The sequence below is a fragment of the Myroides sp. LJL116 genome (assembly GCF_054871685.1).
Genome location: NZ_JBTXLR010000003.1, coordinates 192,536 through 206,499 on the forward strand (window position 1 = coordinate 192,536; position 13,964 = coordinate 206,499).

Sequence of the window (13,964 nt, forward strand, 5' to 3'; positions counted from 1 at the left end):
GTTTTTCATGTTTATATAGATTAGTTAGATGATATTTATCATTTAAATTACGATAATCTTCTGTTATTTTTGGTGTAAATATAACTAATAAGGAGATGTCTTTAATACAAAAATACAATATTCCAGGACCAAGATACACCAGTTATCCCAGTGTTCCTTACTGGGATACAGATTCTTTTCATTATACTAGTTGGCTTGAAAGTTGTAAAACTAGCTTTAAGCAAAGTAATACTAATTTAGGTATTAGCTTATATATTCATCTGCCTTTTTGTGAAAGCCTGTGCACTTTTTGTGGATGTCATAAATATATTACCACCCAGCACAACAAAGAAGTCCCTTATATAAATGCACTCTTAAAAGAATGGCAATTATACTGTGCTATACTGCCAGAAAAACCAATTATCAAGGAAATTCATTTAGGTGGTGGTACCCCAACCTTTTTTAGTGCAGAGCATCTAGTATATTTAATACAAGAGATTTTTAAAACAGCTACAAAGGCTACAGACTATGAATTTAGTTTTGAAGGTCACCCAGTGAATACCACAAAAGAGCACTTACAAAAACTCTATGACATTGGTTTTAAAAGAGTGAGTTTTGGAGTACAGGACTATGATCCTAAGATACAATCAGCTATACACAGAAAACAAAACTTTCACGATGTTGCAAAAGTGACTTTGTGGGCCAAAGAAATAGGCTACACTTCTATCTCTCATGATCTAATCTATGGTTTACCATTACAAGCAAAGAGTAACGTTGTGGATACTGTGGAGAAAACCTATAGTCTTTTACCCGATAGAATAGCTTTTTATTCCTATGCTCATGTACCTTGGGTCAAAGGAAATGGGCAAAGAGGTTTTGATATTCAAGATATTCCAAAGGGCATGCAAAAGCAACAGCTATATGAATTAGGGAAAGAACTTTTAATAAAAAATGGCTATATGGAAATTGGAATGGATCATTTTGCTTTGAAAACAGACCCCTTATACAAAGCTTTGTGCAAAGGTGAATTACACCGTAACTTTATGGGCTATACCCTTCAATCCACTCAATTAATGATAGGTTTAGGTGTATCGGCAATAAGTGATAGCTGGTTTGGATTTGCTCAAAATACAAAAGACCTAAAGCAATACTATGCATTATTAGAAAACAATGTACTTCCTGTGGTAAAAGGACATATTTTAAATCAAGAAGATCTAATTATTCGAGAACATATATTAAATTTAATGTGTAACTTAGAAACAGATTTAACAAAAGACGCCTGTCATATTAAGGTAAATACTATTTTAGAAAACTTACAAGAATTAATCCAAGATGACCTTGTAAAAGTAGAGCGACATAAAATAAGTGTAACCCAAAAAGGTAGGCCTTTTATACGTAATATCTGTATGGCTTTTGATCTTAGATTACAGGAACAAAAACCAGATAGACAACTATTTTCCATGACTATTTAAAATATACTCTAATGAAATTTCAAAAAATTATTACCTACATAGTACTAACAATTCTTGTCTATGGTATTTTCAACTTCGACACTACAGACATGTGGTCCTTACAGGCTAATTGGCTTTCTTTTATTGGTTTTTTTATATTTATAGTCTACCTAGGCATTAGTTTAAAGATTGCAGCTAAAAAGCAAGACTTAGAAAAGAAAAACACACCTAAATAAAAAAGACCTTGTTTTACAAATAGTAAAACAAGGTCTTTTTTTTATATCACAGCAAATTAATCTCTTGTGTAGTATTTTTACCACTCTATTAAAGAGATTCCTATGCCTAAATTAGTTTGACTCCAATTGTAATCTATAAGAGCATCCCCATAACCATTACTAGCAGTGAAATATAGTTTCAAATTATCTTTAATAGGATAAGCCCATGTAAATTCCATATAACCTTTATAGTGTGAATTAAAACGCATATTACTACGTATCATCAAACTAAGCACATTTCCTTTAAAACTATAAACACTTAAAAGCTCTGCTCTACCTATATAGTCAGAAATTTTAGGATTATCGTCATTTTGCTTCTTTTCCTTTAATCTAAACCAAGGCTTTGCAACAAAGCTCCAGTTCTCATATTCCATTCCAAGTTGGAAAATAACTCTATTCCAACTTCTAGACTCTGGTAGACTCTTACCATTACTTTGGTGATTAAATCCAACACCAGCCATAACAATATTAAAGTTTCCAATACTCCAATTAATAGGATAGTTGAAAATAATCTCTGGTTCGTAATTAAGCTCTCTAAAAGGCCTTGAAATAGGCTCGTTATAAGCCTGCCAATTAGCTGTCTGCGTAAAAGCTAACCATATGTCTCCTTTACCAAAAATTAAGCCCTGAGCTACTTTAGTTTTAAAACTCAACTGAAACTTTAACTCCCAAGGCTGATAAGGCAAAGCTGTCTTACTATTGTTCTCCGGGTTTAGACTCGTTGGTTTATCATTAGGTCTATTGCTCCATCTACCTGGAAGAATATAAATAGGCTTATAAGGGGTGATTGTAAAAGTGTTTTTTTGACTATCTTTCCCCAATTCCCAACGCTCCGATAGAGAATACTTATTTTCTTGGTTATCAAATAGATTATCTGCGGTATTTTGAGCGCTAGCCCTTAAACCGAAAATACAACTACTAATTCCTAGTAAAAACAAAGCTCTTTTTAAAGATTTTCTCATGCTATATGGATATAAGAATTAAAGCAGTAAGCTAGCCTGGCCATCTGGGTCTATACTCACATCTGGATCCACATCCTCTATTTGCTCTGTATCCTGTTCTTGTTCACTTACAGCCTCTGGTTCTGGCTCATAAGGAAAAGGCTCCAGGATATTAATCTGTTTGATCTTATCAGTGGTTAATTGATTACCTAAAGCTTTTATTCCCTTTACAGTAATGAACTCTTCTAAGTTGATTTGTAAAGATTCTTTTTGCACTCCTTTCACTTTAGAAAACACAACTTCAATGTGAGGTCTATAATCGGTACAAACCACCTCTAATACAGACTTTTCATGGTCAGTAATAAAGCTATCTTCTCTATTTTCGTTTTCTACAAAAAATCGCTTAACGTAATATCTTTGTTTTTCACCGTCAAAATATACTGCCGATATAGGCTTATTGGCTATAAACTTCTCCAAGACAATCATGTCTTGTTCGAAATGTGTCGTTAATTCAGGAATAATAGTTTTCACTTTTCCTGACTGAGTAATAACCAATAGACGATCCTCTGGTTTAAACTCTCCTAATAGGTCTCCTCTTCCATCCACGTTTAAGCGACTTACTGAAGAATCGAACCATATTTTTCTAGGTCTTAAAGTAGAAATTCCCTTTTCCTTTAACTCTATTTTCTTAATGGCATACTTAGTAACTAAATTACCTTTAGCTGCTCTACCTTTAATTAATAACTGGGCAAAATCTACATCAAACTTAAGTTTTTTCACATTGGAAAGTTGGCGTAAAATAATGGTAATTATCTCTGCCTCTCCATTTGGATTAGCCGAGAAGTAAAGTACTTGAGACCCCGGTTTTCCTTGGGTTAAAGAATATACCTTATCTCTAGTTACTCCCTTAACATTAAATCGTTTTATATAACTTGATCCTGATTTACCATCACGATAGATTAAGTTATAAATGGTTCTATTATCGTTCTTATCCCAAATACCAATGTGGATAATATCTTTCCCAACGAATTTCTTATCCTCCACTTTGGAAACTACAACGGATCCATCACGTAAAAAGACAATAATATCATCAATATCGGAACAGTCACAAACATACTCATCCCTTCTTAATCCCGTTCCAAAGAAACCTTCTTCTTTATTTACATATAATTTAGAGTTTCTAAGCACTACTTTTGTAGCTTCAATGGTATCAAAACTCTTTAATTCTGTTTGTCTTTCTTTTCCTTTGCCATATTTTTGTTTTAAGCTTGTAAAATAATTGATGGCAAATTCTATTAAATTAGCAAGGTGGTGTTTAACTTGTTCAATCTCACCTTCTAAAGCTAAGATATTTTCAACGGCCTTATCTATATCAAATCTAGAGATACGTTTAATACGAATCTCTGTTAATCGTACAATATCTTCTTGAGAAACTTCTCTTTTTAAATGTTCTATAAATGGTAGAAGTCCCTGTTCGATAGCCTTTAAAACACCTTCCCAAGTGCTTTGCTCTTCTATTAAACGGTAGATTCTATTTTCTATAAAGATTCTTTCTAAGGATAGGAAATGCCATTTTTCTTCTAGTTCAAAAAGCTCGATTTCTAATTCCCTTCTCAAAAGCTCTACTGTACTGTGGGTAGAAGTTTTAAGCATATGGCTTACTCCTGTAAATAAAGGCTTATTGTCTTCAATTACACATCCCAATGGTGCAATAGAGGTTTCACAAGCTGTGAAAGCATATAATGCGTCAATGGTTTTATCAGGAGAAGTACCACTAGGTAAATGGATTAAAATTTCCACTTCTGCGGCAGTATTATCTTCGATCTTTTTAATTTTAATCTTTCCTTTGTCATTGGCCTTTAAAATACTATCAATCAAACTAGTTGTAGTAGTTGAAAATGGTATTTCTGTAATAACCAATGTGTTTTTATCCAAAGGTGCTATTCTTGCTCTAACGCGTACTCTTCCTCCCCTTGCTCCATCATTGTAATTAGAAACATCAGCTATTCCAGCTGTTGGGAAGTCAGGATATATACTAAAGGGCTTTCCTTTTAATATTTTAATAGAAGCATCAATAAGCTCATTGAAGTTGTGAGGTAATATCTTAGTGGATAATCCAACTGCGATACCCTCTCCACCTTGTGCCAATAATAGGGGAAACTTCACTGGTAAATTTACTGGCTCATTTCTCCTACCATCATAAGAGGACTGCCAAGTAGTAATCTTTGGAGAATATAAAACCTCCAAAGCAAATTTACTTAATCTTGCTTCAATATAACGAGATGCAGCTGCACCGTCCCCGGTTAAAATATTTCCCCAGTTCCCCTGCATATCGATTAATAATTCTTTCTGCCCTATCTGTACCATAGCATCTCCAATACTAGCATCTCCGTGAGGGTGATACTGCATGGTATGTCCAACAATATTGGCTACCTTATTGTATCTACCGTCATCTAATTCACGCATAGAGTGCATAATTCGGCGCTGTACAGGTTTGAATCCGTCTTCAATAGCAGGTACAGCTCTCTCTAAAATTACATAAGAAGCATAATCCAAGAACCAGTCTTTATACATACCAGTTACTTTAGTTATAGTCTCCTCAGGTTGTAGCTCTACCTCCTCTTGAATAAACTCTTCAGGTGTTAAGGAATTATCTTTATTTAAATCTGGATCTAAATTATCTTGGTGGCTCATAATCTATTGTTCTACAACATCAAGTTCAACTTTCAAATTATCAATGATAAACTCTTGTCTATCAGGGGTGTTTTTACCCATGTAAAACTCCAACATCTTCTCAATAGAAATGCTCTTGTCTAACATTACAGGATCTAAACGAATGTCCTCGGCAATGAAATATTTAAATTCATCGGGAGAAATCTCCCCAAGTCCTTTAAATCGAGTAATTTCAGGCTTTGGCTTTAACTTCTCAATAGCCTCCACTCTTTCTTGATCACTATAACAATAGATAGTCTGTTTTTTATTTCTTACTCTAAATAAGGGAGTTTGCAAAATATACAAATGCCCCTCTTTGATTAATTCTGGGAAAAATTGTAGGAAAAAGGTAATCAATAATAATCGAATGTGCATTCCATCCACATCGGCATCGGTTGCAATTACAATATTATTATATCTTAAATTCTCAAAATCGTCCTCTATATTTAAAGCAGCTTGAAGAAGGTTAAATTCCTCATTCTCATATACAATTTTCTTTGTCATACCAAAAGAGTTCAAAGGCTTACCTCTAAGAGAGAACACCGCTTGTGTGTTCACATCCCTACTTTTAGTAATAGATCCGGAGGCCGAGTCTCCCTCGGTAATAAACAAAGTACTCTCTAAATATCTAGGGTTCTTTATATCGGTAAAATGCACCCTACAATCCCTTAATTTACGATTGTGTAAGCTAGCTTTCTTAGCTCTTTCTTTGGCTAATTTTCGAATACCAGATAATTCCTTTCTCTCCTTTTCTGCTTGAAGTATTTTACGTAGTAAAATATCTGCAATCTCAGGATTCTTGTGTAAGTAATTATCTAATTGGGTCTTTATAAAATCATTGATATACGTTCTAACTGTTGGCATATCAGGTCCCATATCCGTTGAACCCAACTTTGTTTTAGTTTGAGACTCAAATACTGGTTCCTCTACCTTAACAGATATAGCAGCTACTATACTTTTTCGCACGTCAGAGGCGTCGAAATTTTTATTGTAAAACTCTTTGATAGTACGAACAACTCCTTCTCTAAAAGCTGCTAAATGCGTTCCTCCTTGAGTAGTGTTTTGCCCATTGACAAAAGAATAATATTCTTCTGAATATTGTGTTTTACTATGTGTCATAGCGATCTCAATATCGGCACCTAAAAGATGTATAATTGGATATACTTGGTCGCTAGGATCAATGTTTTCACTTAATAAGTCTTGTAATCCATTATCGGAATAAAATTTTTCTCCGTTAAAGTAAATGGTTAGTCCCTTATTTAAGTAACAGTAGTTTTTGAGCATACGCTCAATGTATTCCTTTCTATATTTATAATTTTTAAATATAGTTTCATCAGCAATAAAAGAAACCTTAGTTCCTTTTCTCTTTGAGGTTTCTTCCACTGGTTGCTCATGAACTAAATTACCTGTAGAAAACTCTGCTGTCTTAATTTGGTTATCTCTAATGGCTTCTACCTTAAAGAAAGAGCTCAAAGCATTCACCGCCTTTGTACCAACCCCATTTAAACCTACAGATTTTTTAAAGGCACGAGAATCGTACTTTCCTCCCGTATTCATTTTAGAGACAACATCTACCACCTTCCCTAAAGGAATTCCCCTACCGTAGTCTCTTACAGTCACAACTTTATCTTTTAAAGTAACTTCGATAGTCTTACCACTACCCATGACAAACTCATCAATACTATTATCGATGACTTCTTTTAGTAAAATATAAATACCATCATCAGGAGAAGACCCATCACCTAGCTTCCCGATATACATTCCCGGGCGCATACGAATGTGTTCTTTCCAATCTAATGAACGAATATTATCTTCGGTATATTGATTTTGATCTTGCATAAAAAAGTAAGGAATTTGCGCTAAATTACTATTATTTAGCTTAAAATAAAAATGGTTAAAGTCTTGGAATCAACAATAAAAACTAAAGGATTGTAATTCAATCAATTTTTAATAACATTTTTGCGAATTTCCACAGAATCAGCTCCTGGCATTATCTTTTTTCCGAACAAAAGGGCATAGTTCTTTGTAAACTCGGCGCCAAAATATAAAATCATGGCCGAATAATACACCCAAATGAGCATTACAATTAATGACCCCGCAGCTCCGTATAAAGAAGAAGTTGCACTACTTCCTAAATAAAATCCTATGGCAAATTTACCCACCATAAACAAAATGGCGGTAAAACCCGAACCAATTAAAGTATCCTTCCAACGAATTCTTCCATTAGGTAAAGCTTTGAATATAAGGGCAAATAAAAAGGTAATTATACCAAAGACCACCACGTTGTTTAATAGTTCTACTAAAAACAAAATATCGTGATCTATAAACTCCTTTAAAAAATTAGACAAAAGACTAATTAATGAATTAACCAAAAGACTAACTAAAAGCAAAAAACCCACAGAGGCAATCATAGAAAAAGATATAATGCGATTTCGAATAAATTGAGCCATACTCTTATGAGGTGCAGCCGCAAATCCCCACATATAATTAATGGAGCTTTGAATCTCAGCAAATACCCCTGAGGCACTAAAAAGAAGCATAGCAATACTTATTATAGTAGGCAGGATACCGGATCTAGTAATGGCTAAATTCTCCATTACTCCCCTTAACTCAAAAGCGGTATTATCTCCAACTAGGTCACTTAATTGGCCATAAAAAAAATCAGCTACTTCTTGTTGTTCAAAAAAGACACTACTTGCCGAAATAATTATAATGAGCAATGGTGGAAAAGCAAAGATGGTATAATAGGATAAAGCAGCGCTAAACTTCATTGCATTATCTGACATAAAGTCCATAATGGACTGCTTGAAAAGTAAAAACACTTTCATACCTACACTCTTGGCTAACATAGTAAAATAATATTAAAGATTCAAATACAACCCGCTTACAAGGCTAGTATCATTGCCTTGCTTTTGCTTTAGCCCTCTTTATACACAAGGCTCTAAGGACTAAAATACAATAATGTTTTCAATAAAACCAAACTACCTAAGACTAGTTAAAGTAGTATCTATGGAATATTAAAAACAAATACCTAAAAAAAAACTCCCCAATAATATCATTAATTATTGAGGAGTCGTTTTGTATATATCTACAAGTAAAAAGACTTATACGTTAAAACGGAAGTGCATTACATCCCCATCTTTTACAATATATTCTTTTCCTTCCACTCTTAATTTTCCAGCTTCTTTTACTTTAGATTCTGAACCATAGTCCACGAAATCTTGGTAAGCGATAACCTCTGCACGAATAAATCCTTTCTCGAAATCTGAGTGAATTACACCAGCTGCTTGTGGAGCAGTATCTCCAACTTTAATAGTCCAAGCTCTAACTTCTTTCACACCTGCTGTGAAATAAGTTTGTAGGTTTAATAATTTGTAAGCAGAACGAATTAATTTAGAAACTCCTGGTTCTGACAAACCTATATCTTCTAAGAACATTTGACGCTCTTCATAGCTTTCTAACTCTGTAATGTCTGCCTCTGTTCCTACAGCTAAAACAATTACCTCAGCATGTTCGTCCTTAACTAATTCTCTAACTTGCTCTACATATGCATTACCATTTACAGCAGCAGATTCATCTACGTTACAAACATATAAAACAGGCTTAGCAGTAATTAATTGAAAATCTTCTAAAAGCTCCGCCTCATCTTGATTATTTGGCTCAATAACACGTGCAGATTTACCTTGTAATAAAGTCTCGCGAATACGCTCTAAAAGAGCTGCTTCCACTTGAGCTTCCTTATTACCAGTTTTAGCGGCCTTTTTAACCTTTTCTAGGCGTTTTTCAACCGTATCTAAATCCTTTAATTGTAACTCAATATCGATAGTCTCCTTATCTCTAATTGGGTTTACATTCCCATCCACGTGAACAATATTGTCATTATCAAAACAACGTAACACATGAATAATTGCATTACACTCGCGGATATTCCCTAAAAATTGATTTCCTAGTCCTTCTCCTTTACTTGCTCCTTTTACTAACCCTGCAATATCAACGATATCTACAGTAGCTGGCAAAACGCGCTCTGGATTAACTAACTCCTCTAATTTCAACAATCTTGGATCTGGTACGTTCACCACACCAATATTTGGTTCAATTGTACAGAAAGGAAAGTTTGCACTTTGCGCCTTTGCGTTAGATAAACAATTAAATAAGGTTGACTTACCTACATTGGGTAATCCTACAATACCTGCTTTCATATTTTCAATTATTTCAGTCTTTTTAAACGTTGGCAAATATATCGAAAATAAAACTAGAATTAGCCTTTTACGCATTAAGATTAATAAAAAAACCACTCATAAAGAGTGGTTTTTTTCTATAGAGATTATATTAATCTTCTTCGTCGGCGATTTCCAAGTCTTTCAATGCGTCTAAAGAATCATCTGCTGGATCAGCATAGTCTTCTTCTTCATCATCAAAGTTCTCGATACGGTCGGCTAATTTAGTACTTACTTTTACCAGATATATAGTATCCTCTGTACGAACTTCAACAGCTTCAATTGTTTCATTCTTTTGATTTTTGAATCTAATTATATCAGAATCATCATATCCATCAGGAAATCTATCCACTAAAAGTGCTAAAATTTCGTTAGTTAATTTTGCGTAATCAACAATTACTCTTTTCATTCTCTTATTGCTTTATTTCTTTTCAAATGTAATAGCAAATTAGGAATAATCAAATAAAATTAAACACTAATTTCACTTTATTTCTCTGTTGTATTAGTTACCAAGAACATACGCAAACACCAAAGGAGCTACGATAGTTGCATCTGATTCGATTACAAATTTTGGCGTATCAACATCTAGCTTACCCCATGTAATTTTCTCATTTGGAACTGCACCTGAGTAAGATCCATAAGAAGTAGTTGAGTCAGAGATTTGACAGAAATATGCCCAGAAAGGAACATCTGTCCACTCTAAATCTTGGTACATCATTGGAACAACACAAATTGGGAAATCTCCAGAGATTCCACCAGCAATTTGGAAGAATCCAACTCCTTTTCCACCTGAGTTAGCGCGGTACCATTCTGTTAAGTAAATCATATATTCAATTCCTGATTTTACAGTATGAACATTTAAGTTACCTTTAATTACGTTAGAAGTAAAGATATTACCACAAGTTGAATCTTCCCATCCTGGACAAACAATTGGAAGATTTTTCTCTGCAGCTGCAACAATCCAAGAGTCTTTAGGGTCAATTTCGTAGTATTGTTCTAGAACTCCAGAATTAACTACTTGGTATAAGAATTCGTGTGGAAAATAACGCTCTCCTTTTTCTTCAGCAGCATGCCAAACATCCTCTAAGTGCTTTTGTAAACGACGGAAAGCTTCTTCCTCTGGAATACAAGTATCAGTAACACGGTTATAGTGGTTGTCTAATAATTCACGCTCTTGCTCTGGAGTTAAATCACGGTAGTTTGGAACTCTTTTGTAGTGAGAGTGTGCAACTAGATTCATTACATCTTCCTCTAAGTTTGCACCTGTACAAGAAATAAAGTGTACTTTATCTTGACGAATCATCTCCGCTAGAGAAATACCTAATTCAGCAGTACTCATTGCTCCTCCCATAGAGATTAACATTTTTCCACCATCTTCTAAATGCGCCTCATATCCTTTAGCTGCATCAACCAAAGCTGCTGCGTTAAAGTGTCTATAATTGTGCACTAAAAACTGACTAATTGGCCCTTTATTCATTTTACTTAATTTTTATATATTAATAAATGATCTTGCGATCCTTTTTTCTTCTTGTTTATTTAAAATACTACTTTTTGTTATAACCTAAAATATCAAGCACATCCTCTGCTGTTTGTTGTTCAGAGAAAAGTTCTGTTGCTATAAACCCATTTTCATCTTTATCAATTAAAATGTGTTTAGGTTGTGGAATTAAACAATGGTGTATCCCTCCGAACCCACCAATGGTATCTTGATAAGCTCCTGTATTGAAAAATCCGATATACAATGGCTTTTCTTTATTATACTTAGGAAGATAAATTGCGTTTAAGTTTTGTTCTGAGTTATAGTAATCATCACTATCACAGGTTAAACCACCAAGCAAGATTCTTTCATAAGTATCATTCCAACGATTAATTGGCAACATGATAAATTTCTTGTTTATCGCCCATGAATCTGGTAGAGTTGTAATAAAAGAAGAATCAATCATATTCCACTTTTCTCTATCGTTTTGTTGTTTTTGATAAAGGATCTCATAAATAGCTCCTCCACTTTCTCCAACAGTATATGAACCAAATTCTGTAAAAATATTTGGAACTGCTACTCCAGCATCATCACAAGCAATTTTGATTTGATTAATAATCTCATCAATCATGTATTGGTAATCAAACTCAAAGGCAAGTGAGTTTTTAATTGGAAAACCACCTCCAATGTTTAAGCTATCCAAAGTAGGACATTCTTTTTTCAAAGCTATATACACTTTTAAACACTTTAAAAGCTCATTCCAGTAATAGGAAGTATCGCGAATTCCAGTGTTGATAAAAAAGTGTAACATTTTAAGTTCTACTTTTGGATTATCAGCAATCTGCTTTTTATAAAAAGGAACAATGTTTTTATAACCAATACCCAATCTTGAAGTATAAAACTCAAACTTAGGTTCCTCTTCCGAAGCAATTCTAATTCCTATTTTAAATTTCTTATCGATTTGTTCTTGAAGTAAATCTAACTCCTCGTAATTATCAATAATAGGCACTGTTTTTTCGTGTTTCTCGTTGATTAAACGAGCTATATTATCTATATAAGCTGCACGCTTAAATCCATTACAAATTACATAAGTATCCTGGTTAATTTTACCAGTCTCCAGTAATTTTTCTACAATGTTTATATCAAAAGCAGAAGAAGTCTCTACGTGTATATCGTTTTTAAAAGCCTCATCTAATACATAAGAAAAATGAGAACTTTTAGTACAATAACAGTAGTAATACTTAGCCTTATACTTATTTTTCTCCATCGCTTTGCGGAACATATCTTTAGCTTTGCCAATATTATCCGAAATCTTAGGTAAATAAGTAAACTTCAAAGGACTTCCATACTTTTCAACTAACCCCATTAGGTCTATATTATGAAAAGTTAAATGATCTTTGTTTAATTTGAATTCTTCTTGTGGGAAATAAAAAGTTTGATTTATTAAATCGACATATTTAGTGTTCATCTGAAATATCAATTTTAAAAATAGTTAATAAATATAAGTTATAAAAGGCTATAAAAAACCATTTTTCAAACTCTAATATTAGCAAACATTATAGAAAGCCTATGTTGAAAGCGAAAGGAGTTCAAGGCTTGCTTAAAATATTTAATAATAGTATATACAAAATTAGCTTTCTGCATCTTTGCAAAAGGCTCTAATGCCTCACATACGTAAGGGCAAAATTGAATATATAAAACGTCCTTTTTCACGTGGCAAATGTAATAAAATAAACAAATGAAAAAAGAAAATGATCATTATTTTCCTATTTCTTCCCTATAGGCTTCAAAGCCTTTGACAATCAGGTCTTTTTCCACCTCAACATCAAAGACTGGCTCACCTATTTGTGCTAATAAAACGCATCTAATTTTACCGTGAGAATTTTTCTTATCGAATTTAAGCCATTCTAAAATATTACCGACATCCTCTTGAGTGATTTCTACTTTGCCAAAAATCTTCTCTAAATAATGCTTTATGTCTAAATAATCTTCCTCTGGCAATTCTAATAACTCTTTAGATAAGTAAGCCTCTATTATCATACCTATAGCAATGGCTTCTCCATGTAACAGAGTTTGCTTATGCTCATTGGATAGAAAATAGCTCTCTATTGCATGACCTACAGTATGACCATAGTTCAACACTTTTCTAAGATTCTTCTCCTTTGGGTCCTCTAATACCACTTTTGTTTTAATTTCAATAGATCTACATACTAAAGGCTCTAAAAGAGACAAATCAATATTACCACTATCTTTTAAGAAATCATAGTACTGCGGATCTAATATTAAACCATGCTTTAGCATTTCGGCATAACCACTTCGAATTTCTACACCTGGTAAAGTTTCTAGATAAGTAACATCCACTACTACCATTTTAGGATTAGAAAATGTACCAATACAGTTTTTAACTCCATCACAATCTACCCCTGTTTTACCTCCAACAGAAGCATCAACCATAGATAATAATGTAGTTGGTATATTATAACAATCTATTCCTCTCATATAAATAGAGGCAATAAACCCACCTATGTCGGTAATTACTCCTCCACCTAAGGTTATCATAGCGCTATTTCTATCCCCTCCTAACTCTAACATACTTTGAATAACTCCTTGGGCAGTTTCCAAGATTTTATTTTCTTCTCCAGGTTCAATTTCTATTATCTCAAATTCAACTTCTACAGGAAGATGGGCTAAAAAATGCCCCATACAATATTCATTGGAATTGCTATCACATAAAATAAATAACTTGGTGTAATTCTTCTTATTGATATGCTCTCCTAAAAATGAGTACGCCTCTATTCCAATAGCAATATCATAATTGTCTGCTTTTATGATGTCCATTTCTTTTTTTGATTGTTTACAATAACAAAGTAAGCTATAATAATTTAAAAATACACTCTTATTTTATTAATTTC

The 13,964-nt window shown here is 33.5% G+C and carries 10 protein-coding genes and 1 pseudogene; 2 read left to right on the forward strand and 9 right to left on the reverse strand.

Annotated features, from left to right (window positions below):
• The first annotated feature begins 95 nt into the window (after window positions 1-95).
• The gene (hemN, locus tag ACYSNM_RS04310; protein WP_461755773.1) at window positions 96-1,451 is read left to right on the forward strand and encodes an oxygen-independent coproporphyrinogen III oxidase; all 1,356 of its coding nucleotides are present in this window, start codon (window positions 96-98) and stop codon (window positions 1,449-1,451) included.
• Window positions 1,452-1,462: 11 nt separating this feature from the next.
• The gene (locus tag ACYSNM_RS04315) at window positions 1,463-1,666 is read left to right on the forward strand and encodes a hypothetical protein (RefSeq protein WP_461755774.1); all 204 of its coding nucleotides are present in this window, start codon (window positions 1,463-1,465) and stop codon (window positions 1,664-1,666) included.
• A 77-nt stretch (window positions 1,667-1,743) separates the two neighbouring features.
• On the opposite strand, the gene ACYSNM_RS04320 is transcribed toward ACYSNM_RS04315, so the two are convergent.
• The 9 genes and pseudogenes from ACYSNM_RS04320 to aroB form a co-directional block, all read right to left on the reverse strand.
• Complete coding sequence (locus ACYSNM_RS04320; RefSeq protein WP_461755775.1) at window positions 1,744-2,667, reverse strand: phospholipase A; 924 nt, start codon at window positions 2,665-2,667, stop codon at window positions 1,744-1,746.
• Window positions 2,668-2,685: 18 nt separating this feature from the next.
• Window positions 2,686-5,340: a DNA gyrase/topoisomerase IV subunit A gene (locus tag ACYSNM_RS04325; protein ID WP_461755776.1), complete on the reverse strand. Its 2,655-nt coding sequence runs from the start codon at window positions 5,338-5,340 to the stop codon at window positions 2,686-2,688.
• 3 nt (window positions 5,341-5,343) lie between these two features.
• Complete coding sequence (locus ACYSNM_RS04330) at window positions 5,344-7,197, reverse strand: DNA topoisomerase IV subunit B (RefSeq protein WP_461755777.1); 1,854 nt, start codon at window positions 7,195-7,197, stop codon at window positions 5,344-5,346.
• Between the two features lie 101 nt (window positions 7,198-7,298).
• Window positions 7,299-8,207, reverse strand: coding sequence for a YihY/virulence factor BrkB family protein (locus ACYSNM_RS04335; protein WP_461755778.1), 909 nt, complete (start codon window positions 8,205-8,207; stop codon window positions 7,299-7,301).
• A 255-nt stretch (window positions 8,208-8,462) separates the two neighbouring features.
• On the reverse strand, window positions 8,463-9,557 hold the full coding sequence (gene ychF, locus ACYSNM_RS04340; RefSeq protein WP_461755779.1) for a redox-regulated ATPase YchF: 1,095 nt from the start codon (window positions 9,555-9,557) through the stop codon (window positions 8,463-8,465).
• Window positions 9,558-9,690: 133 nt separating this feature from the next.
• A pseudogene (locus ACYSNM_RS04345) lies at window positions 9,691-9,984 on the reverse strand (hypothetical protein); the annotation flags it as partial.
• A 93-nt stretch (window positions 9,985-10,077) separates the two neighbouring features.
• On the reverse strand, window positions 10,078-11,052 hold the full coding sequence (locus ACYSNM_RS04350; RefSeq protein ID WP_461753868.1) for a deoxyhypusine synthase family protein: 975 nt from the start codon (window positions 11,050-11,052) through the stop codon (window positions 10,078-10,080).
• A gap of 67 nt (window positions 11,053-11,119) precedes the next feature.
• Entirely contained in the window at window positions 11,120-12,520 is a 1,401-nt protein-coding gene (locus ACYSNM_RS04355; protein WP_461755780.1) for a type III PLP-dependent enzyme domain-containing protein, read from the reverse strand.
• A 290-nt stretch (window positions 12,521-12,810) separates the two neighbouring features.
• A complete protein-coding gene (gene aroB / locus ACYSNM_RS04360) occupies window positions 12,811-13,890 on the reverse strand; it encodes a 3-dehydroquinate synthase (protein ID WP_461755781.1) in 1,080 nt (359 codons plus the stop codon).
• Window positions 13,891-13,964: the final 74 nt, after the last annotated feature.